The organism is Methylocystis parvus OBBP (assembly GCF_027571405.1).
Lineage (GTDB): Bacteria > Pseudomonadota > Alphaproteobacteria > Rhizobiales > Beijerinckiaceae > Methylocystis > Methylocystis parva.
The window spans coordinates 3,003,443-3,027,899 of the sequence record NZ_CP092968.1 but is presented as its reverse complement, the minus strand read 5'-3'; the positions used below and the strand labels follow the sequence as shown (position 1 = coordinate 3,027,899).

The 24,457-nt window shown below is 66.0% G+C and carries 26 protein-coding genes; 17 read left to right on the top strand and 9 right to left on the bottom strand.

Going from position 1 to position 24,457, the window contains the following annotated elements; all coding sequences use genetic code 11:
* Positions 1–229: 229 nt before the first annotated feature.
* The 5 genes from MMG94_RS14760 (at position 230) to MMG94_RS14740 (ending at position 4,510) form a co-directional block, all read left to right on the top strand.
* Positions 230–376 (top strand): aa3-type cytochrome c oxidase subunit IV, encoded by a 147-nt coding sequence (locus tag MMG94_RS14760; RefSeq protein ID WP_016919953.1) that lies wholly within the window; start codon positions 230–232, stop codon positions 374–376.
* A gap of 81 nt (positions 377–457) precedes the next feature.
* Positions 458–1,591, top strand: coding sequence for a Re/Si-specific NAD(P)(+) transhydrogenase subunit alpha (locus MMG94_RS14755; protein WP_016919954.1), 1,134 nt, complete (start codon positions 458–460; stop codon positions 1,589–1,591).
* 36 nt (positions 1,592–1,627) lie between these two features.
* Positions 1,628–2,077: an NAD(P) transhydrogenase subunit alpha part 2 gene (locus tag MMG94_RS14750; protein ID WP_016919955.1), complete on the top strand. Its 450-nt coding sequence runs from the start codon at positions 1,628–1,630 to the stop codon at positions 2,075–2,077.
* 4 nt (positions 2,078–2,081) lie between these two features.
* The gene (locus tag MMG94_RS14745; RefSeq protein ID WP_016919956.1) at positions 2,082–3,479 is read left to right on the top strand and encodes an NAD(P)(+) transhydrogenase (Re/Si-specific) subunit beta; all 1,398 of its coding nucleotides are present in this window, start codon (positions 2,082–2,084) and stop codon (positions 3,477–3,479) included.
* A gap of 116 nt (positions 3,480–3,595) precedes the next feature.
* The gene (locus MMG94_RS14740; protein ID WP_016919957.1) at positions 3,596–4,510 is read left to right on the top strand and encodes a cation diffusion facilitator family transporter; all 915 of its coding nucleotides are present in this window, start codon (positions 3,596–3,598) and stop codon (positions 4,508–4,510) included.
* 88 nt (positions 4,511–4,598) lie between these two features.
* Here MMG94_RS14740 and MMG94_RS14735 read toward each other — a convergent pair whose 3' ends face one another.
* The gene (locus tag MMG94_RS14735; protein ID WP_270109652.1) at positions 4,599–7,253 is read right to left on the bottom strand and encodes a TonB-dependent receptor; all 2,655 of its coding nucleotides are present in this window, start codon (positions 7,251–7,253) and stop codon (positions 4,599–4,601) included.
* Positions 7,254–7,338: 85 nt separating this feature from the next.
* The gene (locus MMG94_RS14730) at positions 7,339–7,725 is read right to left on the bottom strand and encodes a hypothetical protein (protein WP_154419695.1); all 387 of its coding nucleotides are present in this window, start codon (positions 7,723–7,725) and stop codon (positions 7,339–7,341) included.
* 187 nt (positions 7,726–7,912) lie between these two features.
* Here MMG94_RS14730 and MMG94_RS14725 point away from each other — a divergent pair, with 187 nt between their 5' ends.
* The 7 genes from MMG94_RS14725 (at position 7,913) to MMG94_RS14695 (ending at position 12,912) form a co-directional block, all read left to right on the top strand.
* Complete coding sequence (locus MMG94_RS14725; protein WP_016919960.1) at positions 7,913–8,332, top strand: hypothetical protein; 420 nt, start codon at positions 7,913–7,915, stop codon at positions 8,330–8,332.
* 161 nt (positions 8,333–8,493) lie between these two features.
* A complete protein-coding gene (locus MMG94_RS14720) occupies positions 8,494–9,138 on the top strand; it encodes a MotA/TolQ/ExbB proton channel family protein (protein WP_016919961.1) in 645 nt (214 codons plus the stop codon).
* A 1-nt stretch (position 9,139) separates the two neighbouring features.
* Positions 9,140–9,634 (top strand): ExbD/TolR family protein, encoded by a 495-nt coding sequence (locus MMG94_RS14715; protein WP_016919962.1) that lies wholly within the window; start codon positions 9,140–9,142, stop codon positions 9,632–9,634.
* Complete coding sequence (locus MMG94_RS14710; protein WP_016919963.1) at positions 9,631–10,344, top strand: hypothetical protein; 714 nt, start codon at positions 9,631–9,633, stop codon at positions 10,342–10,344. Before MMG94_RS14715 ends, MMG94_RS14710 begins: the two co-directional genes overlap by 4 nt.
* Positions 10,345–10,400: 56 nt before the next feature.
* Positions 10,401–10,883: an energy transducer TonB gene (locus MMG94_RS14705; RefSeq protein WP_244415323.1), complete on the top strand. Its 483-nt coding sequence runs from the start codon at positions 10,401–10,403 to the stop codon at positions 10,881–10,883.
* 140 nt (positions 10,884–11,023) lie between these two features.
* Positions 11,024–12,313, top strand: coding sequence for a sialidase family protein (locus MMG94_RS14700; protein WP_154420184.1), 1,290 nt, complete (start codon positions 11,024–11,026; stop codon positions 12,311–12,313).
* Between the two features lie 5 nt (positions 12,314–12,318).
* Entirely contained in the window at positions 12,319–12,912 is a 594-nt protein-coding gene (locus MMG94_RS14695) for a TlpA family protein disulfide reductase (RefSeq protein WP_016919966.1), read from the top strand.
* A 128-nt stretch (positions 12,913–13,040) separates the two neighbouring features.
* Here MMG94_RS14695 and MMG94_RS14690 read toward each other — a convergent pair whose 3' ends face one another.
* The 3 genes from MMG94_RS14690 to MMG94_RS14680 all read right to left on the bottom strand — a co-directional run bounded on the left by MMG94_RS14690 (position 13,041) and on the right by MMG94_RS14680 (position 16,348).
* Positions 13,041–13,628 (bottom strand): cob(I)yrinic acid a,c-diamide adenosyltransferase, encoded by a 588-nt coding sequence (locus tag MMG94_RS14690; protein WP_016919967.1) that lies wholly within the window; start codon positions 13,626–13,628, stop codon positions 13,041–13,043.
* Between the two features lie 4 nt (positions 13,629–13,632).
* The gene (locus MMG94_RS14685; RefSeq protein ID WP_016919968.1) at positions 13,633–13,821 is read right to left on the bottom strand and encodes a twin transmembrane helix small protein; all 189 of its coding nucleotides are present in this window, start codon (positions 13,819–13,821) and stop codon (positions 13,633–13,635) included.
* A gap of 61 nt (positions 13,822–13,882) precedes the next feature.
* A complete protein-coding gene (locus tag MMG94_RS14680; protein WP_016919969.1) occupies positions 13,883–16,348 on the bottom strand; it encodes a TIGR02302 family protein in 2,466 nt (821 codons plus the stop codon).
* Between the two features lie 166 nt (positions 16,349–16,514).
* On the opposite strand from MMG94_RS14680, the gene MMG94_RS14675 reads away from it, so the two are divergent.
* Positions 16,515–17,018 carry a hypothetical protein gene (locus MMG94_RS14675; RefSeq protein WP_016919970.1) on the top strand — a complete coding sequence of 168 codons (504 nt, stop codon included), beginning with the start codon at positions 16,515–16,517 and terminating at the stop codon, positions 17,016–17,018.
* Here MMG94_RS14675 and MMG94_RS14670 read toward each other — a convergent pair.
* Complete coding sequence (locus MMG94_RS14670) at positions 17,015–17,242, bottom strand: hypothetical protein (protein WP_026016252.1); 228 nt, start codon at positions 17,240–17,242, stop codon at positions 17,015–17,017. The genes MMG94_RS14675 and MMG94_RS14670 overlap by 4 nt on opposite strands.
* Positions 17,243–17,475: 233 nt before the next feature.
* On the opposite strand from MMG94_RS14670, the gene MMG94_RS14665 reads away from it, so the two are divergent.
* Positions 17,476–17,874, top strand: coding sequence for a hypothetical protein (locus MMG94_RS14665; protein ID WP_016919972.1), 399 nt, complete (start codon positions 17,476–17,478; stop codon positions 17,872–17,874).
* A 92-nt stretch (positions 17,875–17,966) separates the two neighbouring features.
* On the top strand, positions 17,967–18,332 hold the full coding sequence (locus MMG94_RS14660) for a hypothetical protein (RefSeq protein ID WP_016919973.1): 366 nt from the start codon (positions 17,967–17,969) through the stop codon (positions 18,330–18,332).
* Positions 18,333–18,353: 21 nt separating this feature from the next.
* On the opposite strand, the gene MMG94_RS14655 is transcribed toward MMG94_RS14660, so the two are convergent.
* The gene (locus MMG94_RS14655; RefSeq protein WP_016919974.1) at positions 18,354–19,679 is read right to left on the bottom strand and encodes a dihydroorotase; all 1,326 of its coding nucleotides are present in this window, start codon (positions 19,677–19,679) and stop codon (positions 18,354–18,356) included.
* Positions 19,680–19,770: 91 nt separating this feature from the next.
* On the opposite strand from MMG94_RS14655, the gene ygfZ reads away from it, so the two are divergent.
* Positions 19,771–20,595: a CAF17-like 4Fe-4S cluster assembly/insertion protein YgfZ gene (ygfZ, locus tag MMG94_RS14650; protein ID WP_016919975.1), complete on the top strand. Its 825-nt coding sequence runs from the start codon at positions 19,771–19,773 to the stop codon at positions 20,593–20,595.
* A gap of 120 nt (positions 20,596–20,715) precedes the next feature.
* Here ygfZ and amoC read toward each other — a convergent pair whose 3' ends face one another.
* The gene (amoC, locus tag MMG94_RS14645) at positions 20,716–21,486 is read right to left on the bottom strand and encodes a bacterial ammonia monooxygenase, subunit AmoC (protein ID WP_016919976.1); all 771 of its coding nucleotides are present in this window, start codon (positions 21,484–21,486) and stop codon (positions 20,716–20,718) included.
* 162 nt (positions 21,487–21,648) lie between these two features.
* Here amoC and MMG94_RS14640 point away from each other — a divergent pair, with 162 nt between their 5' ends.
* Complete coding sequence (locus MMG94_RS14640; protein WP_040579227.1) at positions 21,649–22,635, top strand: GlxA family transcriptional regulator; 987 nt, start codon at positions 21,649–21,651, stop codon at positions 22,633–22,635.
* 24 nt (positions 22,636–22,659) lie between these two features.
* Here MMG94_RS14640 and MMG94_RS14635 read toward each other — a convergent pair whose 3' ends face one another.
* Entirely contained in the window at positions 22,660–24,447 is a 1,788-nt protein-coding gene (locus MMG94_RS14635) for a hydrogenase maturation protein (RefSeq protein WP_016919978.1), read from the bottom strand.
* Between the last annotated feature and the right edge of the window lie 10 nt (positions 24,448–24,457).

Genomic DNA, 24,457 nt, shown 5'->3' with positions numbered 1-24,457 from the left:
GGATTCGCCAAAAGCGTGGGAATTTTCTCTCGCCGATGCGAAACGCAAGGCGCGATCCGGGCCTGCCCGAATGCGCAAAGTCATTGAGCCGCCAAGCTTCCGGCGCATTGTGCGGGAGCGACGAAAGCGCGCGCTTCGAGGCGTTGCGGGATTCGCGGCGCTCGGTTAGCATCGAGCTCATGCGCGGCGGGTCTGACCGCGCGTCAAACCAAGATCTGGGAGCATTCCGATGGCGAGCGATCGCGGGTCGGCGTCGACCGACGCCGACTGGGCCGAACACGAAAAGACGTATAACGGTTTCCTCTGGCTGCTGAAGTTCTCGGCGGCGGGGTCGGCGATAACGCTGCTCGCCCTCTATCTCCTCTTCGCGCGGTAAGAAAATCCAAGCCCCTCACGCCAAGCCGTCAGGGGCCACCGTGACGGCGACGGTTTTCGTTTCTCGAAACCGGAGTTCGTCATGCGCATTGCCGTATTGGCCGAAACGGACAAAGCCGAGCCGCGCGTCGCGGCGACGCCTGAAACCGTCAAGAAATTCCTCAATCTCGGCGCCGAAGTCGCGGTTCAGTCCGGAGCCGGCGCCGGGTCCGCCGTAACGGACGCCGATTACGCCGCCGCCGGCGCGCTGATCGGACCGGACGCGGCGACGACGCTCGCGGGCGCCGACGTCGCGCTGCGCGTGCGCCGCCCCTCGGTTGGGGAGCTTTCGGGCGCCAAGCAGAACCTCGCCCTCATCTGCATCATGGACCCGTTCGGGAACGAGGCGGCGCTGGCCGATCTCGCCAAAACGGGCGCGACCGCCTTCGCCATGGAGTTCATGCCGCGCATTACCCGCGCGCAATCCATGGACGTGCTCTCCTCGCAGGCCAATCTCGCGGGCTATCGCGCGGTGATCGAGGCGGCGGCGGAATATGGCCGCTCCTTCCCGATGATGATGACCGCCGCCGGCACCGTGCCCGCCGCCAAGGTCTTCATCATGGGCGTCGGCGTCGCGGGCTTGCAGGCCATCGCGACGGCGAAACGTCTCGGCGCGATCGTCACCGCGACCGACGTGCGCCCGGCGACCAAGGAGCAGGTCGAGTCTCTCGGGGCGAAATTCCTGGCCGTGGAGAACGAAGAATTCCAGCAGGCGCAGACGGCCGGCGGCTACGCCAAGGAGATGTCGAAGGAATATCAGGCCGCGCAGGCGGAGCTGACGGCGAGCCATATCGCCAAGCAGGACGTGGTCATCACCACCGCGCTCATTCCCGGCCGTCCGGCGCCCAGGCTCGTCTCGGCCGACATGGTGCGTTCGATGCGCGCGGGCTCTGTGATCGTCGACCTTGCGGCCGAGCGCGGCGGCAATTGCGAGCTGACCAGGCCCGGAGAAACGGCGATCGAGAACGGCGTGAAGATCGTCGGCGCGCTCAATCTCGCCGGCCGCATGGCGCCCACCGCTTCGAGCCTCTACGCGAAGAACCTGCTCGCTTTCGTCGAAACGCTCATCTCGAAGGAGACGAAGCGGCTCGCGATCGATTGGGAGGACGAACTCGTGAAGGCGACCGCGCTCACGCGCGACGGAGCCGTTACGGACGAACGTTTCAAAAAGGCCTGAGCCGCATAGCATCCCTCAAACGAAGGGCGTCGAACCATGACCGACTCTACGCAGCAATTGCTCGATAAGGCGCGGGCGGCGGCGGAGGCCGCCCGGCATCTCGCAGATCAGGCGCAGCAATATTCGGACCAGATCGCGCAAACGGCGGCGGCCGCCGCCTCGCACGGGCTCGGCGGCGGCGCGATCGATCCGATCGTCTTCCGCCTCGCCATTTTCGTTCTCGCGGTTTTCGTCGGCTATTACGTCGTCTGGTCGGTGACGCCGGCGCTGCATACGCCGCTCATGTCCGTGACCAACGCCATCTCGTCGGTCATCGTCGTCGGCGCGCTGCTCTCCGTGGGCGTCGAGGAAGCGAGCGTCGCCGATACGGGCGCGGGCTGGGCGCGCTGGCTCGGCTTCATCGCGCTCACGCTCGCCTGCGTGAACATATTCGGCGGCTTCCTCGTCACCGAACGCATGCTTTCCATGTACAAGAAGAAGGGCTGACGCCATGAGCGCCAATCTCGCAGCCCTCCTCTATCTCGTCGCCGGCGTGTTGTTCATTCTCGCGCTGCGCGGCCTCTCCTCACCGGCCACGTCTCGCGAAGGCAATCGCTACGGCATGATCGGCATGGCGGTCGCCGTGGCGACGACGCTGCTCCTGCATCTGCCCCCGCTCGCCGGCTTCGCGCTGATCATCGTCGGCGCCGCGGCTGGCGGCGGCGCCGGCGCCTATGTGGCGCAGCGCATTCCGATGACGGCGATGCCGGAGCTCGTCGCCTTCTTCCATTCGCTTGTCGGCCTCGCCGCCGTGCTCGTCGCGGGCAGCGCCTTCTTCGCGCCGCACGCCTTCGGCATCGGCGCGCCGGGCCAAATCGAAGGCGGCAGCCTGTTCGAAATGTCGCTCGGCGCGGCGATCGGCGCGATCACCTTCACGGGATCGATCATCGCCTTTCTCAAGCTCTCCGAGCGCATGAGCGGCAAGCCGATCCTGCTGCCCGAGCGTCATACGATCAACATCATGCTCGGCGTCGCGCTCGCCGCGCTGATCCTGCTTTTCGTCTCGACCGAATCCGGCTTCTGGCTCTTCCTCCTGATCCTCGTCTCCTTCACGCTCGGCGTGACGCTGATCATCCCGATCGGCGGCGCCGACATGCCGGTCGTCGTCTCCATGCTCAACTCCTATTCGGGCTGGGCGGCGGCGGGCATCGGCTTCACGCTGGGCAATCTCGCGCTGATCATCACCGGCGCGCTGGTCGGCTCCTCGGGCGCCATCCTCTCCTACATCATGTGCAAGGGGATGAATCGCAGCTTCATCAGCGTGATTCTCGGCGGCTTCGGCGGCGAGACGGCTGGGCCGAGCGGCGCCAAGGAGACGCGCAACGTCAAGCAGGGCTCGGCCGAGGACGCCGCCTACATCATGCAGAACGCCGGCAAGATCATCATCGTGCCGGGCTACGGCATGGCGGTGGCGCAGGCCCAGCATGCGCTACGCGAAATGGCGGACCTGCTGAAGAAGGAAGGCGTGGAGATCAGCTACGCCATCCATCCGGTCGCGGGGCGTATGCCCGGCCATATGAACGTGCTGCTCGCCGAAGCCAATGTGCCTTACGACGAAGTCTTCGAACTGGAGGACATCAACTCCGAATTCGGACAGGCCGACGTCGCCTTCGTCATCGGCGCCAATGACGTGACGAATCCGGCGGCCAAGACGGACAAGTCCTCGGCGATCTACGGCATGCCGATCCTCGACGTCGAAAAGGCGAAGACGGTGCTCTTCCTCAAGCGCGGCATGGGCTCGGGCTATGCCGGCGTCGAGAACGAGCTGTTTTTCCGTCCCAACACGATGATGCTGTTCGGCGACGCGAAAAAGACCGTCGAAGCGATCGTAAAATCGCTGGCGCATTGACAAGCGCGCAGCCCTCATCGTCACGAATTAGGAAGCGCTCGGGATTTCCTCCCGGGCGCTAATCCGCGAGACGCCTGAAAAATCCCAAACGCTCGAAGCATCGCTGCATTTTCCACGTGTCCCACGATCACCCACACGACCACGGCCATTCTCACGCGCCGACGAGCTTCGGCGCCGCCTTCGCGATCGGAACGGCCCTCAATCTCGGGCTCGTCATTGCGGAGCTGGCGTTCGGCTATCAATCCAACTCCCTCGCCCTCGTTTCGGACGGCGTGCATAACCTTTCAGATGTTTTCGGATTGCTTCTGGCGTGGGGCGGATCGTGGCTGGCGACGCGGCGGCCAAGCGCTTCGCATACCTATGGGTATCGGCGCGCGTCCATTTTGGCCGCGCTTGGCAACGCCGCGCTCCTCCTCGTTGCGACAGGCGGTCTGATCCTCGAAGCTGTGGAGCGTCTCTTCAGCGCCCCTGCCGTCGCGAGCGGCACGGTGCTGTGGGTCGCGTCCGTCGCGATCGTCATCAACACCGCGACGGCGCTGCTATTCCTTCGCGGCCGCGCGCATGATCTGAATATCAGAGGCGCTTTCTTGCATATGGCGGGAGACGCCGCCGTGTCGCTCGGCGTCGTGGTCGCCGCACTCCTTATCGGTCATACTGGATGGCTGTGGCTCGATCCCGCCGTCAGCATCGCGGTCGCCATCCTGATCGTCTGGAATGGTTGGGGACTCATGCGCGAGGCGCTCAATCTCGCGCTGGACGCCGTCCCCGCCGGCGTCGATCCAACGGCAGTGGAGGAGTATTTGGCAAGCTTACCCGGCGTGACCGACGTCCATGATCTCCACATTTGGGCGATGAGCACGACCGAAACGGCGCTCACCGCGCATCTCGTGCGCCCGTCCGCCGAACCGGACGACAAATTCCTGATGGCGATCGCGCACGACCTCGAAGCCCGTTTCGACGTCCAGCACGCGACTATCCAGATCGAGCGTGGCGACGGCGAATGCCGTCTCGCGCCTGCGCATACCGTCTAAGAGATCCTGCGCACGCGTCCGCCGCAACGCACATAATAAAAACGCCCGGGGTTTCTCCCGGGCGTTTTTACTTTGATCCGCCTTGCGATCAGTCGATCGTGAAGGCCGCCGGCTGGAACCAGCGGCTGAAATCCGGCAGGCCGCTGTGATCGCCGCCAGCGAAGATGCCCGGCGCGCCTTTTCCTGTTCCGAACTCGTATTTCGCAGCCGTCACGAAAGTGCGCTGCGGGAACGGGTGGAACAGGAAATATTTGTAGTTGCCGATATTGTCGACGCCGAAGTCGAAGGACCAGCGATCATCGTATTTGTAATGGATCTTGGTGTCGACGATGAAGAAGCGGTCGAAGGACTGATAGACGCCATGGGCGATGTCGTTGTTCGACAGCACCGTCCACATGCGGCCCTGGTAGCGCGCGGCGAGCGTGAAGGCCCAGTGATCGTCGGGGCGGTAGGTGGCGACGGCCGTCCAGCGCCAGTCCGGCACGTTGGGCACGGTCTTGCCGTTCACGCCGTTCGGATTGACGTTGAAGCCCGTCCACCAGTCGAGATTGCCGCTGAGGGCGAACGGATTGGTCTGCGTCGGAATCCAGTTCGAATCCGAAATGACGCGCGCATTGAGCCAGGTGACGCTGCCCGTGAATTCAAGGCCTTTCAACAGGAGATTGTCCCTGCGCCAGGCAAGCTCCACGCCGCTATTGCGGATGCGGTCAATATTGACGGGCGTCGAGACAAGCCCGCCGGGAACGATCACGTTCTGATTGAAGATGAAGTCGCGCACCTCTTCGTCGAAGAGCGAAACGCGCACCGACCCGTCCCTGATCTTGCGCTCGAAGGCCAGCTCCTTGCTGAGCGCGACCTCGGGCCGCAAATTCGGATTGGGATTGGTGTTCTGGCCCGTCGTCGTGAGCGTCGAGAGGCTATAGAGCTCCTTGGCCGTCGGAAACCGGTTGGCGAGGCCGATCGAGCCCGTGATCGTCCAGTTCTGATCCGCTTCCCATTGCAGCGAGCCCTTGGGCGAGAATCGCGTGTGATAGAGATTGGGCTGGTAGATCGGGAGCAGGGAGTTCGCGAAATTCGGGGTGAGCGGACCCGCGCCGAAGCCAATGGCGTTGATGCCGCTCAGGCCCTGATTGTAACCGTCCGTCGCCGCCCAGTGCTCGCCGCGAATGCCGACTGTGAATTTCAGGTCGTCGCGAATTTTCCAGGCGTCCTGCGCCCAGAGCGCCTGGGTGCGGGTGGTGCCGTTGCCGATCGAGGCGACGACGCCATAGGCGGCGCTCGTGCCCGCGGTCCAATCCGTCGTCAGCCAGGTCGGATTGTTGAGGTGGAACTGGTCGCCATGCAGGCCGAAGCTGATATCGTGGCCGGAGAGCGCGCCATCCGGACGCAGAATGCCCTTGAGATCGAGCAACGTCCAATAGGTTCCGGTATAGACAGCGTTGCGGCCCGTCTGCGTATAGCCGCCCGTATAAGCGCCGCTATAAGGCGCGCGCTGGTTGGATTGCAGATAGTTGAAGTGCGACGCCGAAATCTCGAAATCGAAGAACCCGCCCGAATTCGACCGCACCGCGGCGGAGTTGACGAGCATCTTCTCCTGAATGCGATAGTAGCCGCTGGCGAAGCTCTGCAGCGTCGCCGTCCCGAGTGCGCCAGGGCCAGTGTTGCGGCCAAAGAAGGGCCCATAGCCCGAGACGAGATAGTTCTCGGGAATCGACGTTCCGTCATTCGACCAGAGGCCGACCTGATAGGTCGCGCGGATCGCCGGCGTGATGTCGTAAGCAAGCTTGATCTTGCCGTTGACCTGATCATTCGCCAGATTGCCCAGAGACCCCAGAACCTCGGCCGGAAGACCGAATTTCGACGTGGCGAAATAGGCGCCCGGATAGCCGTAGAGCGACTGAAGCGTGACATAGGTCAGCGGCTGGGTCGTGCCGCGCAGCCAGTTGCCGGAGACGAACCAGGAGAAGTCGTTGATCTTGTCGCCGGCGGTGGCGGCGAAATTGCTCGTCCAGAAGGTTCTGGACGTTCCCATGAGCGAGAAATCCTGCACCGCCACCGTCTCCTTGGCGGTGACCTCCAGCTTCTCCGGCATGCGCGTGGTGATCTTCAGCACGCCGCCGGTCGAGTTGCCGGGATATTGCGCGGAGAAGGGCCCATAGAGCATGTCGATGCGGTCGATCTCCTCAGGCGCGACGAGGCCCCAGCGCGGCGCGCCGATGGTGTTGTCGTTGCCGATGAGCGCGGTGAGCAGAAGATCGTCGGCATAGACGAGGCTGCGCGCCGAGGAGCTGACGCCATAGGTGCGGGTCTGCATCACCGCCTGCGTGTCGCCATTGTTGCGTTTGCGCAGGAACAGACTCGGCATGTATTTCACCGCGTCTTCCGTGTCGATGATGTTGACCTGCTGCTCGATCTGCTTGCGCGTGACGCTCGCGACCGTGTTGGGCAGCTGCCATTTTTCGACGAAGGCGGGGCGGCCGTCGGGAAGCGTCGGCGACCAGCGCGACACGACCGGCGAGGGGGCGGGCGCCGGCGCGGCGGGCGCGGCGGTCTGCCCGGCGGCCCGGTTCGTCGGCTGGCCGGAAGGCCTGGCGGCGGTCGTCGTCCGGGCGGGCCGGCGCTGACCGCCAATGTCGATGGTCGGCAGGCTCGTCTGGGCGACGGCCGGCTCCGCGATTTGCGAGAAGGCGGCGAAAGTCAGCGCGCAGGCGGAAACGCCGCGCAGGAGCGAGTAGCGATACATTTTATTTATTCCTTCCCGTCGCCGATTTTGGCGGGGCGCACTTGATCGAGGCGCGGAAACGCGCGCGGTTCCGAAATTCGGGAGATCAGGCGCGGGAAGGCGGCGCGCGGGCCGGCCCGCTTCTATTGAAGACGGAAAGGAGCGGCGGCGCGTCAACGGCGATTCGCGCGACGCGCCAATAAGGTTTGATCGACCGCGCGGGCAGAACCGGCGCGTGGGCGTCGATGGCGGCGAGGCCGAGCTGGCAAAGCGCGCAGGAGGCGTGATCATGCGGCGCCGGCGCGCCGGCCGGAACGCCCGCGGGCGCGGCTTTCTCCGCAGCGGACTCCACGGCCGAAACGGACGCGGACGCCGCGACCGCCATATGACAACGAACATAGCCCCGCGCCGCCGCCGCGTCCGACAAGGACGCGCCGAGCTGCGTCAGCAAAGCGACGCAGACAATCAGCGATGCGAGGAGCCTTTTGCGCATGAGCCGCCCGGCGATGAATTTGAAAGACCGTTCGGCGCCATGACGGGACGCCTCTCGGCGCCGCAGCAATTTCAGGCCTTTACGAAATTAACCTTAGTTCTGCGACCAAGTCACTTTGCCGTCGGAGTCGCGGCTTTCCAAGGTCGCTCGCGTTGTCAAAGATTAAAAAATCCATTAAGAGGCTTTTATGTCACAGTTGCGGGACATCAGCGGAAAAATACGGGCGGCGATCGCGATCGTCGCCGTATGGGCGCTGATGTTCAACGTCGCCGCGTCCAATGCGGCGATAGCCAACCCCGCAAACCTCGTCTTCAAGAACAACGCGCAGGCGAGCGCCGGACTCTTCGCCTGCTTCAAGCGTCATGTGACGCAGCGCGCCGACGCCGCGGGCGGCAAGGCGCCGGGAAGCAATCATGCGGGCAAGCACCGCTGCCCGTGCTGCCTCGCGGCGAGCGCCGCGGCGGCCGTGCTTCCGGAACGCGTCGCGGCGGCCGCGGGGCGGATTCCGGTCCCGAAGCCCGTCCATTATTTTGTCGCGGGCGGAGCCGCGCCGAAGAACAATTCATCTCGATACGCGCATGGCGCCCGGGCGCCGCCGCCAGCCTAGAAATTTTCCGATCGGCGCCCCCGTGCCGGCCCCGTCGGGCGCATGCGGGAGAATGACCGGTCAGGGGCGCCTTTCCGCGTCTGGATCACAACAATAAAATCAAATCAGACGCAGCCGTCGCGCCAAATATGCGCGCGTGTCGTCGAAGATGAGTGAGTTCCATGGATCATACGTCGCTTTCTCCGCTCGCCATGTTTATGAACGCCGGCCCGGTCGGCAAGGTCGTCATGGCGATGCTGCTCCTCGCCTCCGTCTGGACCTGGGTTCTGATCGTCGAAGGGACGACAGCGGTCATCCGCATCGCCAAGGCCACGAAGGAGGCCCGCGCGGGCGGCCCCGTCGGCCTGCTCGAGCCGATCGCCGTCGCCGGCCGCGAATCCCTCGCTCTCGACCTCCCCGACGAGACCACCGGCGACAAGCGCGAACGCATCGCCGAGAATATGAGCCGCGCGGCGCGCGAGTTCCTCACCAAGGCGGAAGGCGGCCTGCCGAACCTTGCCGTGATCTCCTCCGTCGCGCCCTTCGTCGGCCTGTTCGGCACGGTCTGGGGCATCATGACGAGCTTCGCCGGCATCGCCCAGTCGCAGGACACCAGCCTCGCGGTCGTCGCGCCGGGCATTGCGGAAGCGCTCGCCGCCACGGCCTACGGCCTCGCCGCCGCCATTCCGGCCTCGGTGGGCTACAACCGCATCGGCGCCGCCTTCTCCCGTCTCGGCCAGCAGGTCGCCCATTACATCGAGGACGAGGCTCTGCGCATGACAAGCCAGTCGGCCGCCCGTCGGCAGTCGCAGAAGGAGGCCGCGTAACATGGCCATGCCGTCCCGCTTCAAAGGCAATAACGACCTCTACCAGCCGCTCGCCGACATCAACGTGACGCCGCTCGTCGACGTCATGCTCGTGCTGCTGATCATCTTCATGGTCACGGCCCCGCTGCTCGCCAAGGGCGTGAAGGTCAATCTGCCGCAAGCCAGCTCCGCCGCGCCGATCAACCAGAAGGACCCGATCGTCGTCACCGTCGGCAAGGAGGGCAAAGTCTCTCTCGGCGCCGATGAAACGACGCCCGACGCGCTGATCGACGGCATTCGCGCCATGATGGGCGACGACCACACCCGCGTCGTCCATGTGCGCGGCGACACCGAGGCGGTCTATGGCGAGGTTGTCGCCGTCATGGACAAGCTCGCGACGAACGGCATCACCCATATCGCGATCATGACCAACTCCCGCAGCAAGACGGGCGCCGCCGCCAAGGGCGCCGCTCCGGCCGCCGGCGCGCCGGCGCCAGCCGCGGGAGGGGTCAAATGACCGATTTCGCCCTCAGCCATGATTATGCGGGCAGGCGGGACGAGCCGCCGCCCGGTCCGCCGCCGATCAATCCGCCCTGGCTGCGCCCGGCGGCCATCGTCGCGATCGTCGCGGTCCATGTCGCGATCTTCGCGGCCTTCATCCTCGGGCCGAAGCCGGAGCCGCTGGCGCTTTCCGAGAACTATGTCGACCTCGAGAGCGGCGACTTCGTCGAGCAGGAGGAAGTGAGCGCGGCGGAGGACACGCCCCCGCCCGTCGACGTGGAGCAGCCGGAACTCGCGCTGCCGCCGCCGCTCGTCATGGCGCCCGACCCCATCCCGATGCAGATGAAGCGGGAAGAGGTCGAGAAGGTTCAAAAGAAGCGCGAGGAGCAGAAGCAGGTCGAGCGCGCCGAACAGGCGCGTCAGGCCCAGGCGCGGCGTCACGCCGGTTCGCCCGAGGGCAATGGCCGCTCCGGCGGCGCCGCTTCGGCGACCTGTCTCGCCCATGTCGCCGCTTCGCTGCGCTCGCATACGCCGGGCGCCACCAGCCTCGGCGCGGGCTCCGCCCATGTGACCTTCCACGTGAATCCCGGCGGCGGCATTTCCGGCGTCTCGGCTTCGGGCTCGACCCCGGCGCACGCCGCTCTCGCCCGGCGCATCGTGGCCTCGTCGCACGGCCCCGGCAATTGCGGTTCGGCTTTCGTCAGCCAGAGCTTCGCCTTCCATTGACGTTTCGCGGCGGACTCCCTTGGAGCCCGCCGCGCCCAATTTTGGAAGCTTGCGTCATGAACATCTTTCGATGCGGACGGGCGGCGCTCGTCTGCTTGTGCGTCTCTTGCGGAATGGCGCGCGCCGAACCGCCCAAACCCGCCGCGCCGCCGGCGCCCGCTCCCGCGCCTCTAACGGCGACGCCCAAACCGGGTGCCGCGCCTGCGATCCCTGCGACGGCGGCGAAACCCGCCGCCTCCCCGCCCGCGGCGAAGCCTGCGGCCGCGGCGCCGGCGGGCTCCGGCATGTCGGAGAGCAAATATCTCAGCGTGCTCTACGCCGAAATCGCCAAGCATACGCCAGAGAACAATCTGGCCGGTCCCGGCGAAGTCACGGCGAGCTTCATCGTCGGCGCCTCGGGCAGGGTCGACAAGGTCACGATCGACAAGACGTCGAGTCCCGCCCATGCGGAGATCGTCAAAAAGATCCTGGCCGAGGTCGTGACGCCGCCGCCGCCGGGCGGGCCGATGGATGTCGGGCAGACATTCAAGTTTAGGTAGCGATGCGAAAGGCCTGCGCGCGCCGCCCCCGCCGGGCGGCTCTTATGAATACGGACAGACGATCCGCTTTCACTGGCGCATGAGCGCGATCACAGGCGCGAAGAGACGCCGCATTGTCGAAAGGCGAGGAAATGAACGGAATGCATTTCTTACGGGGCGCGCGCCTTTTCGCCGCGCTGTCGCTCGGCGTCGCGGGCCCGGCCTTCGCCGAAAGCGCGGCCGCGCCGGTCGACGCCAAAGCCACGCCGCCGGCCACGGCCCCCGCCGGCGCCGCCTCGGGCCATCAGCACGCGGCGGCCTGCTCGGACCCGAAGCCCGAATGCGCCATGACGGTCAATCCGGCCTTCGACGCCAAGGGCAGGCTCTGGGTCGCCTTTTCGGTCGGCAAGACGGTCTATGTCGCCTCCTCGGCGGATAACGGAAAAACCTTTTCGGCGCCGGCGACCATCGCGACCGCCGCCGACGGCGTGATCGACGCGCATGGCGACGCGCGCCCCAAGATCGTCGCGCTCGACGACGGGACATTGCTCGCAAGCTATACGACGCGCCCCGACAAGCAGATGATCGGCACGATCTTCACCGCGCGCTCGACCGACGGCGGCAAGAGCTTCTCCACGCCGCAGGCCTTGCTCACCGAGGGCGGCCAGCGTTTCGAGAGCTTCGTCGTCACGCCCAAGGGCCGCATCTATGGCGGCTGGCTCGACAAGACGAATGCGCTGAAGGCCAAGGCGGAAGGCAAAGCCTTCGAAGGCAGCGGCGTCGCCTTCGGCTGGTCGGACGACAAGGGCCGGACTTTCTCCGGCGCGAAGATCCTGATGGATCACGCCTGCGAGTGCTGCCGCACCGCCGCCGCGCTCGATCGCGACGGCCAGCCGGTATTCGTCTGGCGGCAGGTTTTCGAGGGGAATATTCGCGACCATTACGCCGCGAAGCTCTCCGCCGACGGCGCGACGCTCTCGGGCGGGCGCGTCTCGGACGATAATTGGGCGATCAATTCCTGCCCGCATCACGGGCCGGGCATCGCGATCGACGCCAATGGCTGGCATGTCGTCTGGTTCACCAAAGGCAAGAATCGCGAGGGGCTCTTCTACGCGCGCAGCAATGACGGCGGAAAGAGTTTCACGACGCCGGAGAAGTTCGGCGACGACGCCAAGGCGCCGGGGCATCCCGTCACGCTCGCCGCGAAGGGCCGGCTCTATCGCGTCTGGAAGGAGTTCGACGGAACGACGACGACTCTGCCCCTGCAGATGTCGCGCGACGGCGGCAAGAGCTGGAGCGCGCCCCGCATCGTCGCGCAGACGGACGACGCCTCGGATCATCCCGAACTCGTCGCCAGCAAGAACGCCGCCTATCTCTCCTGGGTCACGCATAAGGAAGGCTATCGCCTCATTCCGCTCCCGCGCGACGAAAAGAGCGCGGCGGCGCGGTGACTGCGATGACGTCTTCTTTCGGCTCCCTGCGTCATTCCCGATGGACCGAAGGTCCGATCTGGAATCCGGAACGCCTGAGATCATGGATTTCCGGTCCCGCGTCGCGCGCGGGGAAGAACATCGCGCGCGCCGCCTCGATCGCGGCTTTCACGATCTTCGCCGCGACGGGCGCTCTCGCGCTGGACTTCAAACCCTATGGCCGCGGCGCCTTCGCGCAGATCGTGAAGACCCATGCGGGCAAGCCGCTCATCATTCATTTCTGGTCGGTGACCTGTCCGCCCTGCATCGCCGAACTGCCGCAATGGACGAAGCTGATTTCCGATCACGCGGAAATCGACGTCGTTTTCGTCAATGCGGATGACGCGGAGGACCGCGCGCGCGCCGAAGCGCGGGTCGAGAAGGCCGGACTCTCCAAGGCGAACCATTACGGTTTCGAAGACGACTTCGTCGACAAGCTCTATTTCGAAGCGGACGCGAGCTGGCGCGGCGAGCTGCCTTTCACGGCGCTCGTCGCGCCCGACGGCGGCGTGACCGCCGTGACCGGCGCGATCGACGATCCGCTGGTGACGAGATGGCTGGAGAAGCGCGGGAGCAAGTGAGGCTCCGGTCCGCAATAATGATGGTTGCGTTCAACCGTCTCGCCGCCTTGTCATACTAATTCCGTTCGGCCGTCATTGCGAGGAGGCGAAGCCGACGAAGCAATCCAGAACGACGCGCGCCCCAGCTTTCAGCTACGCGTCGCGCCCGGCTTCCACAGCACGTCGCCCCTCTCGCGATTGACGTAACGCGAGGCGACGAAGAGGAAGTCGGAGAGGCGGTTCACGTAAGAGAGCGCCGTCGGCGACAACTCCTCGCCTTCCGTTCGCATCAGCGTCACCATCACGCGCTCGGCGCGACGGCAGATGGTGCGCGCCAGGTGGAGATGCGCGGCGGCCGGCGCGCCGCCTGGCAGAACGAAGGAGCGCAACGGCTCCAACGACGCGTTCAACTCGTCGATCTCTTTTTCGAGCCGCTCCACCTGCGAGGGCAGGATGACGAGACGCATCGCCGGATCGAGGGGCTTATCCGGATCGTGCGGCGTCGCGAGTTCGGCGCCGAGATCGAAAAGATCGTTCTGAATGCGCGCCAGCATCGCGTCGAGCGCGGCGTCGCCCGCCTCGATTGAAAGACGCGCCACGCCGATCGCGGCGTTCGTCTCGTCGATCGCGCCATAGGCCTCGACGCGAATATCGTCCTTGCGGCGGCGCGCGCCGGTCGCGAGCGACGTGGCGCCCTTGTCTCCGCCCCGCGTGTAGATCCTGTCCAGCTTGACCACGAAATCAACGCCCCCGGAAATAGAGCACGGTCAGGGCGATGGCGAGCGCCAGGAATTGCAGGCCGACGCGCCAGCGCATCAAGGTCTGCGAGCGCTGCGGCGATCCTTCGCCCCCACGGATCATGTTGAAGAAGCCCGCGAGCACGACGGCGAAAGCCGCCGCCGCGACGATGAAGACCAGAAGATTGGACAAGGTTCGCTCCCCGCCGTTTCAATTGAGCAAGTAGAGAAAGGACCCGGCGGGAGCAAGCCGTTTATCGGGTCAGGAGCCTCTGGAGATAATCCAGCTCCTCGGTCGGGCGCTCGGGCTGGCCCAGGCGCCGGCGCAGCTCCTCCTGCACGCGATGGGCGCGCTGCGCCGGCGGCAGGCCGAGCGGATCGTATTTCTCGTGGCCGGCCCGCTGACCGCCTTGCGTGCGGCCCAGCGGATCGCGGCCCTGGCCGAAGCGTCCGCGTCCCTTGCCGCGGCCCCGCGCGCCGTCCTCCCCTTCCTCGCCTTCGCCCTCTTGTCCCCCGCGCATCTGCTCGGCGAGCTTGTCCGCGCCTTTCCGCAGCGCCTCCACCGCGCGCCCCTGCGCGTCGACCGCCTTGCCGCGCCCCTCTCCGCCCGGCTTCATCGCATCTTCGGCTTCCTTCATGGCCTTGCGCGCGTCGTCGAGCTCCTCTCCGGCCTCGCCCGCATCGCCCTTCAGCGCGTCCTGCTCGCGTTCGAGCCTGTCGCGCAGCGCCTGCTGGCGCCGCCGCTCGGCGTTCATGTCGTCATTCGACTGCGCCTGCGCCTGCCCTCTTTTGCCGCCGCGCGGCGGCTTGCGGACGTCGTCGTCGTCGGACGGGTCCTGCATCCCCTGAAAAGTGTCGTCGCGCAGCCGCTGCTCTTCGCGCGAAAGCTGGTCGAGATCGCTCAGCGCTTTCTGCATGTCGCGGCGGCGCTGCTGCTCCGCCGCGCTGCGCGCGCCGCTCTCGTCGCCCGTCTGGGCGTTTTCCATGATGTCCTGCAACTCGTCGAGAAGCTTCTGGGCCTGCGCCATGTCGCCCGACTTCATCGCCTTCTCGATGTCGTCCAGCATGCCCTGCAAATCTTCCGGCGTGACGCTGTCGGGGTCGCCCGAAGCCTCGCGCGGCGCGCCCGGCGGACGCGGACGCGCGCCGAGCTGCTCGAGAAACTTGTCGAGCGCGGCGCGCAGATCCTGCGAGCGCCTGGCGATCTCCTCATCGGAGGCGCCGCGCTGCATCGCTTCGCGCAGCGCCTGCTCGGCCGCCCGCAGGTCGCGTTCGGCTTCGGACGTGTCGCCGTCCTCGAGACTGAGCGCCATCGACCAAAGCATGTCGGCGACGCCACGCAATTCGTCATCCGTGCGGCGCCCTTCGAGGCTCCGGCGGGCCGCGCGCAAGCCGAGATGAACCGCGGACGGCGTCTCGAAGGCTTCCGGCGCGAGGGAAAGCGCCTCCAGCGCCGCGCGGACATTGGCGCGCGCTTCTGGATCGAGGGCGAGAATGCGGCGCTGCTCCACCAGCGCCCTGGCGAGGGGCTTGACGAAGCGCCGCTGCGGCAGGGTCGCTTCAACAGCTTCGGACGCGCCCTCATTGCCGGCGGCGTCCCTGGCGACGAGCCGCATCTCGACTTTCGCGCCGGCATAGGGGCTGTCCGCGAGATCGAGCGTCGCGCGCCCTTCGCCGAGCCCGCTCGCGCCGGCGGGCGGATCGAGCGGCATGCGCGGCGGATCATAAAGCGCGCGGCGGCCGCCCGGCTTGCTGAACACGGCCTCCGCGCTCACGACGCCATAGTCGTCCTCGGCGCGATAGGACAGGGTCATGCTGCCGCGCGCATTGTTGCGCGGCCGGCCGGAGAGCGCGATCGAGGGCGCCCGGTCGGGAATGGCCGTAACGTCGAAAGCGCGGCCGTCCGGCAGGAAGAGCCGCGCCGCGCCGGCAAGCGTGAAGCCGCGCTCCTTTTTGTCCGCATTCTCATTCGGCTCCAGCGCGCCTTCGACCGAAACGGCGGCGTCGGCCGGACGCAGCCGCAGCGTCGAATTCACCGGCGCCTCCACGGCGCCGCTCTCCTGCGCCAGAACGATGGGCGGGCGGCTTGTATAAGCGGGCGGATCGAACCAGGCGTCGACGCGATGCGCGGGCGCGAAGATGGGAGCCGTCCGCCAGTCGAAGGCGGCGGCGAGCCGGGCGCGCTTTTCGTCGCCCGCGACAAAGGCGGCGGCGACGGCGGCGACGAGCGCGAAAGCGCGCAGGGCGTAAGGATCGCGCTCGGGCAGGCGCGGCTGCGGCGGCGCGACCGGCGTCTTCGTCAGCGCGGCTTCGAGCCGTTTGCGGTGCAAGGCCCAGAGCGCGGCGGTGGCGGGATCGGCCGCCTCCCGCGCCGCAAGCGTATCGTCGAGCGAGGCGGCGGGCTTCAACGGCCCCGACGCCGCCGCGTCGAGGCGCGCGGCGGCGGCCGGGCGGCGCGGCAGGCCGCGGGCGATCTCGCGTCCCAGGAGGTAGAGCGCGGCGAAACCGAAAAACGCGACGCCCGCCATGCGCGCCTCGAGGGGAAGCGCGCGCCACAGGCCGAGCCAGGAAAGGGCGAGGAAGAAAAGCGCAAGCGTCGCGAGACCCGCGCAAAGGCGCAGCAGGCGTTCGGCGAGAAGGGCGCGCGCCGAATGGCGCAAAGCGCGATCGAGCGGGGTCTCCGCCTCGCCGCGCGGCTCGTTTTCGGGATGACCGTCCATTCGCTCTCCGGCGAGACATACAGGCGGCGCGAAAGTCGGGGCTTTCGCGGAGCCGCGCCAGACGCTCAGATGGCGTCTTTGCGCCGACTATACAATCTTGCAGCCTGAGCGCTAAGCATGAGAGCAGGAATTGGCCTTTTGCGGGGCGGCGCGGTTAACATGCGCCATGACGCGCGCCAAATCTCCAGCGGACATCGTCTCCAGGCCCTCGGCCGATCTCGCGGCGTTGCCCGCGCCGGTGCGCGCGATACGCGACAAGATCCTCGCGGCGCTGGAGACGAACGACGTCGAGGCGCTGCGCATTCCCGTCGACTGGAATGAAGTGCGCCCGCTTTTTGCGAAAAGCGGAACGTTCAGGGCCGGGACGGATCCGATCGAAATCCTGAAGGCGACGTCCTTCGACGGCAAGGGCCGCGAGACGATTTCAGTCTTCCGGGCCGTGCTGGCCCAGCCCTATGTGACGATCCTGCGCGGGCCGGTGACGCTCTATGAATGGCCGGCCTTCGCGCGCGCCGACGCGCCGCCGGCGAATGAAGAAGATGCGCAGGCGAGGTGGCGCTGCGTGCGTTTCGCCGACCTTCCCCGCTCCAACGCGGAAAGAAAGCCCCGTGCGACGCGCCTTGGAGTCGCGTCGGACGGCGTGTGGCATTACTTCTGGAGCGAAGATTAAATCTCGCGCCGCTGCTCGTGGGGTTTGGCGTGCTTGCGCCCTTCTTCCTCGGCGCGTCGCAATTCCTCGGCCTCATTGGTCTCGAGCGCGCGTTCGGCGTCTTTCGCGGCGGGATCGACCTTGCCGCTTTCGACGAATTTGCGCTGCGCCTCGTTATATTGCCTGGCGGCGGTGCGATTGCCTTCGCCTTCGTTGCGCGGCGCGGTTTCGTTTGCGTTGCCCATCTTGGCCTCCTGACGATGAGAGACAGCTAGCGCCTTCGGCGCGAGCGGAAATCCTTCAACGCGGCAAATTTTTGCCCTCTCGCGCAACTCATTGTCGCGGCGGGCTCATAGCGCCTTTGAGCTCAGCCGGACGGCTGTCTGCCTGCCGACAAAAAACCGGAACAACGAAAACGGCTTTGCGTTGCAGGGGTGGCTTAGGGGCTTTGGCGGACAAGGACCCAGGAGACGCGGCAATGACGAAACTTCGTAAAGCGCTGACTACTTCGCTGGCGGCGACCGTGCTGGTGAGTTCGCTCGCCGCCGCGACGCCGGCCTCGGCCTGGGGCCGGTTTGGCTGGGGCGGCGGCTGGGGACGGCCCGGCATTGGTTGGGGCGGCGGATGGGGCCGGCCCGGCATTCGCTGGGGCGGCGGCTGGGGCCGTTACGGCTGGGGCGGCGGGTGGCGCCGCGGCTGGGGCGGCTGGGGTTATGGCGGCGGCCTCGGGGCCGGTCTCCTCGGCGGTCTGGCGCTTGGCACGCTGGCCGGCGCCGGGACATGGGGCTTTGGCGGCTATCCTTATGGCGGCTATGGCTATTACGGCGCGTCCTATCCTTATGGCGGCTGGAACGGCGGCAGCTGCAGCTGCTGGTGACGCCGTCTCGCCCGGTCTATAATGCCCGGCTTGGGGCTTAACGAGAATTGCAACCGCGCTACTGGCCGGCGCGGTTGCCGTCAGGACGAAACATGACGCTGAAAAGCCGACCGCCTGGATTTCGCTTCGCGCTTCTCATAATCCTGTCAGGCGCGCCGGCCGCCGCCCTCGCCGGCTCGGTCGCATCGCCCAACTGGATGGTGCCGAACAAGGACGTGGCCCTTCATTGCGCGCCGCTTCATTATGAAATCCACTGCTCGATCTCCCGCCTCGCCACGCCGGAATACAGCTCCTTTTGCTTCTACGTGGACGGCGAAGGCTATTCCTATCCGATGAAGCGCGACTATCGCTTTGGTTTTTACAACGACATCGTCAGCATCAAGGTGCATGACGGCATGCGGATAACGGGCATGTTGACGGAAGCCCGCACGGGCAGGACGTCAAACTGCTCGGAATAGGCGGCGTGCGAAGGCGGCCGGCTACAGCGCCTGTTGAAACCTTACCGGCCTGCCCGTCGACGGCGTCACGAGTTCGCCCTGCCACATCACCTTGGTCCCGCGCACAAAGGTCCCCACCGGCCAGCCCGTGACTTCCATTCCGTGAAACGGCGTCCAGCCGACGCGCGAGGCGACCCATTCGTTTCGGATCGTCTCGCGGCGCTTCAGATCGACGACGGTGAAATCCGCGTCGTAACCCTTTGCGACGCGGCCCTTGCCAGCCATGCCGAAAATCCGGTTCGGCCCCGCGCTCGTCAGATCGACGAAGCGCGCGAGCGTGAGTTTGCCGGCGTTCACCGCGTCGAGGAGCAGCGGCACGAGCGTTTGCACCCCTGTCATGCCCGAGGGGCTCTTCGGATAAGGCTGCGCTTTTTCCTCGAGCGTATGCGGCGCGTGATCGGAGCCGATGACGTCGACGACGCCCTGCCGCAGCCCTTCCCAAAGCGCATCGCGATGGCGGGCGTCGCGCACCGGCGGATTCATCTGGGCCAGCGTGCCGATGCGCCCATAGGCTTCGGCGTCGAGCGTCAAATGATTCGGCGTGACTTCGACGGTCGCGAGATCCTTGTGCTGCGCCAGAAGCGCGATCTCCTCGGCCGTCGTGACATGCAGCACATGGATGAGCGCGCCCTTTTCACGCGCGATCTTGAGAAGACGCTGCGTCGAGCGCAGCGCCGTCTCAACGTCGCGCCAGACCGGATGCGAGCTCGGATCGCCCTCGACGCGCAGAGGCTTTCTCTCATTGAGGCGAAATTCGTCCTCGCTGTGAAAGGCGGCGCGGCGGCGCGTATGCGCGAGCACGTCGGCGAGCCCATCGTCGTCGGCGACGAGCAGCGAGCCGGTGGACGATCCCATGAAAACCTTGATCCCGGCCGCGCCGGGCAGGCGTTCGAGCGCCGCAAGGTCTTTGGCGTTCTCATGCGTGCCGCCCACCCAGAAGGCGAAGTCGCAATGCATGCGCCCCGTTCCGCGCGCGACCTTGTCGGCGAGCGCCGCCTCGCCGGTCGTCAACGGGCTGGTGTTGGGCATTTCGAAAACGGCGGTCACGCCGCCCATCACGGCGCTGCGCGAGCCCGATTCGAGGTCCTCCTTGTGCGAGAGGCCGGGTTCGCGAAAATGCACCTGCGAATCGACGACGCCGGGGAGGATGTGCAGGCCGCGGCAATCGATCGTTTCGCCGGCCGAGGCGCGGGAGAGATCGCCGATCTCGGCGACTTTGCCGTCGCGGACGCCGACGTCGCGCAAGCCCTCGCCGTCATGGTTGACGAGCGCGCCTCCGGAGAGGATGACGTCGAAAGTCTGCGGCATGAATGGCGCCTCGCTTGCAGTGACAACGCCCTAGATAAGCACAAGTCGCTGACGCGCCAAGCTGCGCGCTTAAAACCAACGGGATAGTGCAATGACCACGGCGATCCTGCTCGAGGACCGCGGCGTTATCGAAGTCACCGGCGAAGATGCGGCTAAATTCCTGCATAATCTGGTGACGAACGACGTCGCGTCGCTAAAAACCGGCGAGGCGCGCTTTGCCGCTCTGCTCACGCCGCAAGGAAAGATTCTGTTCGATTTTGTCGTCTTCGCGCTTGGAGAGGGCCGTTTCCTACTCGATTGTCCGCTTTCGCTCGCCTCCGATCTCGAGAAGCGGCTCAATCTGTATAAGCTGCGCTCCAGGATCACGGTGACGAATTTGAGCGGCGCGCTGGAGACGATCGTTTTCCCGGACGCGGCGTCCCGGCCCGAGGTCGAAGCTGTCGCGCTTGCGCCCGATCCGCGCGCGGAAACGCTGGGCTGGCGGGCGCTCGCCGCGAAGGGCAGGATCGCGGCGAGCGGCCCGCTCGAAGCTTACGAGGCGCGCCGCATCCGCGCCGGCGTGCCGCTGGGGGGCGTCGACTTCGCCTATAGCGACGCTTTTCCGCACGAAGCGGATATGGACCTCTTCTCGGGCGTCGACTTCAAGAAGGGCTGCTATGTCGGCCAGGAAGTCGTCTCGCGCATGAAGCACCGCAATCTGGTGCGCAAGCGCGTCACCCCCTATCGCGCCACCGGCGGCGCGCCCGCGCCGGGGCAGTCGATCCGCGCCGGCGAGATCGAAATCGGCGTCACGGGCTCCGCCGTGGGCGAAGAGGGCCTCGCCCTCATCCGCCTCGACCGCCTCGCCGACGCCAAGGAAAAAGGCGACGCGCCGACCGCCGGCGGCGTCGCCCTGGAGTTCATCGAGAGGAACTGACGAAATGGCGGAAACCGCCCTTCGACGCGATGCCGAAAGGCGGTTCCTTGCTCGACGACTTAGGTGAAGATACTTAGGTTTGAAGACAGGGCGGCCTCTGGCGCGGCGCGCCCTGTCGACTCACTCCGTCAGAAGCGCGACGCCGTCCTTGCCGACCAGGCGATGCACGTTCAGCAGAAGCTGCAGCACGACGCCGAACACGCCGAGCGCCATCCATCCGAAGAACACGAAGCCCCAATGCAGCGGCGCGACGAAGAGTTCTTCCATGAACCAGAACGTATGACCCCATTCATTGAGGCCGACATTCGGGATGATCATGAAGGGGCCGATCGACACGATCAGATAGGCGAGCGAATAACCCTTCGAGAAGTAGGGAATGCGCGTCTTCGCGTGGAAGAAGCAGCCGATCGCCAGCACCGAATAGATCGGGTAGCTCATATAGAATTCGATGATGTGCGACGGCGTGAAGTCGGTGTCGCGGATCACCGTCATATGCCAGGTGCCGTCCTGCTCCGTGAAGAAGGAGGCGCCCCAGTAGATCGCGGCGGAATAGACGACGAGCCACTTCACATTGTCGACGATGGCGCGCATTTCCTGACGCGGCGTAACGGTCGACATGTCGCGAATGCGCGTCTTCCACAGATAGCCGGCGAGGGCGAGGCCGGAGACCAGCTCCAGCGGAATTTCCGACCAGAGGATCGACATCCAATAGGTCTGGAATTCGGGAGCGAATGAATCCAGCCCGGCGCGCCAGCCATAGATCTGCTCGTAAATGCGCACGAGCAGATAGAAGCTGTTGAGCAGAGCGAGCCCGATCCACATTCCCCTGAGATCGACGATCGGCTTTTCCGAGGCGACCGCGCCTGCCGCGGTTTGCGTTGAGACACTCATTTTTCTTTCTCCGTTTCAGCCGCAAGGCGCGATGCGCTTCCGGCGAAACGAAGGATACGGAACTGGGTCTGCTTGCCAGCATGGCGGATTTGCCATTACTCTTGCAGTATCTGCCAGCGAACTTGCCATTGGAGAGGCAATTCCCGCCAGACGGAGATGGAAATGGACATCGCCATTCTCGGTTATGAGGATTGTCTGGGTCAGGGTCTGATCGGCGCCGCCGATCTTCTCGCCATGAGCCGGCGCATGCTGGCCTCGAAATCGCGGCCGAACCCCTATCGGGTCGTGACGGCGAGCTATGACGGCAAGCCTGTCCGCGACGGGTTCGGCCGCTCCCATGCGATGGACGCATCCTTCGCGTCGCTGGACGCCTGCGCGGCGATCATCGTCCCGCCTTTTCTGTGCAGCTGCGACGCCCCACTGCCGCAGGCGGCGGATCTCAACGCCGCCGCCGGCTGGCTGCGGCGCCAGCACGCTTTGGGCGCGATCGTCGCAGGTTCGTGCAACGGGGTTTTCCTTTTGGGCGAAGCGGGGCTCCTCGACGGGCGCCGCTGCGCGACGACCTGGTGGCGGCATGACGAATTGCGGTCCCGCTATCCGCGCGCCGACGTCGCCTGGGGCGCCTCCTTCATGGAGGACAGACGCGTCGTCACCGCCGGGGGTCCCCTCTCGTGGATCGATCTCTCCCTGCATGTCATTCGCGAATTATGCGGCGCCGAGGCGGCGAAAAAGGCGGCCGATTACACGGTCGTCGACACGGTCCCCTCGACGCAGACGATCTATATTCCGCCGGGCCATCTCACCGCCTCGAATCCCTTCGTGCTGGAGGCCGAGCATGTGGTGCGTCAGGCGGGCGACGCCCCGCTGACCTCGACCCAGCTCGCGCGCGCGCTCAATGTTTCGGAGCGCACGCTGCATCGGCGGCTGAAGGAAGCGACGGGCGAGACGCCGAAACATTTTCTCGATCGCGTGCGCTTCGAGGCCGCGCGCATGCTGCTCGAAACGACGCATAGTTCGGTCAAGCAACTGGCGACGGCGACGGGCTATGCGGACGAAACGAGCTTTCGGCGCGCCTTTCGACGCTATGCCGGCATGACGCCCGGCGCCTATCGCTCATGGTCGCTCGCGCGCCGGGGCGAGAAAGCGTGAGCGACGCGACGCCGGGGCCCAAGCTCAGACCGCGTGTGAAAGCCGCTCCGGCGCGGAAGAGCGGTCCGCCTTCGCCGCGGGCGCGCGCCCCTTGAAGACAAAATTCTCGCGCGCGCGGTGATAGGCCGCGTCGGGACCGAAGAAATTCACCTTCATCTTCGCAAGTTCTTCGGCGCGATAGGCGGCGAGCGGCTTTGCGCGCTCGTCGTTCACGCGCCGCTCATGCTTGTCGCGCAGCAGATTCCAGAAATCGCCGCGACTCGCGATCGAAGCGGCCTGCGCCGCGACCTGACGCTCGAACCCCGCGACGTCTCCGGCGAAGACGCCGTCGACGAAGCCGATCCTCTTCGCCTCGTCGGTTCCCATCGGGCGGCAAGCTTCCGTCAATTCCTGCGCGCGCGGCGCGCCGACGCGCCGGGGAAGCACATAGGTCCAGTATTCCGAGCCATAGAGCCCGCCCATGCCTTTATAGTGCGGATTGAACACGACCCCGTCGCGCGCGAAGACCTTGTCCGCGGCCAGCGCGAGAATCGCGCCGCCGGCGCCGGCGTTGCCGCGCAGGCTGGCGACGACGATGTGAGACATCGTGTTGAGGATTTCGTAGACGACGTCGTCGATGGCGTTGATGTTGCGCCACGACTCCACCGCCGGATCGTCGGCGGCTTCGATGACGTTCAAATGGATGCCGTTGGAGAAGAAATCCTTGCCGCCCTGCAGAACGATGACGCGCGTCGGCCGGCTGCGCGCAAAAAGGAAAGCGTCGCGCAAGCGATAGCACTGCTCCGTGCTCATCGCGCCATTGTAGAAGTCGAAATAAATGTGACCGACGCCGTCGCGCTCGACATAGCGGATTTCGCGATAGCTGCGGCAATCGAGTTCAGCGACGACCGGCAGCACGGCCTCCGGAACGCCGCGCATGAGCGGTCCCAATATCTGCGTCGCGGGCAATTTGATCCCCGAGATCGGGCGGAACTCAGCGTCGCAATAGGCGTAACCCTGTTTGGCGAAGCGGCGGTCGGCGTCATGCGACGCCTCTCTTTTGAGCTTGAGATGCGTGATCCACACCGCGCCGTCGACCGTCGCGCGACAGATGGCGCCGTCGCGCTGGGCGATGACGGCGCCGGGCGCGCCCTTCAGCCGGTCTTCGTTATGCGCGCCGTAAAGAAAAACAGGCAGGCCGAAGATCGAGTCGAGCACGCCCGGCGCGCTGTCGGCCGCACGGAGTTTTCGCACGACCTCGTCCGTGCGATCGCGCGCCCAGTCGATCGCGCGATCCTTCTGCGCCATGGTCGGCCGCAGGCGGCCGCGCATCTCGGGCCGCGCATAGTCGAGCGGAACGGGGCGGAAGCGCCGGGACTCGAATTTCTCGACCGCCTCCAGCACGCCCTTGACCGCGGCCTCCGTCACCTCGTTGCGATAGAGGCTTCCTTTGGCGTCAGCCACTTGCGGCAACGGGAATTCATGGCTCGCCCAGATCGGCCCGGCGTCCATTTCGGCGGCCGCCTGCAGGACGGTCACGCCCCAGCGCGGCGCGCCTTCCGCGATCGCCCAATCGAGCGAAGACGGTCCGCGATCGCCCATTATCCCCGGATGCACAATGAGACAGACGCGCTTCGACCAGATTTCCTCCGGAATGGCGGCTTTCAGCATGGGCGCGATGATGAGGTCCGGGTTCTCGCGCGCGACGGCCCCCAGCATCGCCGCCTCGCCGTCGGCGATCGAAACCGTGATTTTGTGTCCGCGCTCGGTCAGTTCGATCAGCAGACGCTGACTCAGGCTGTTATGCGCCGTGGTGAGGAATAAAATATTCATGGCTGCCCTC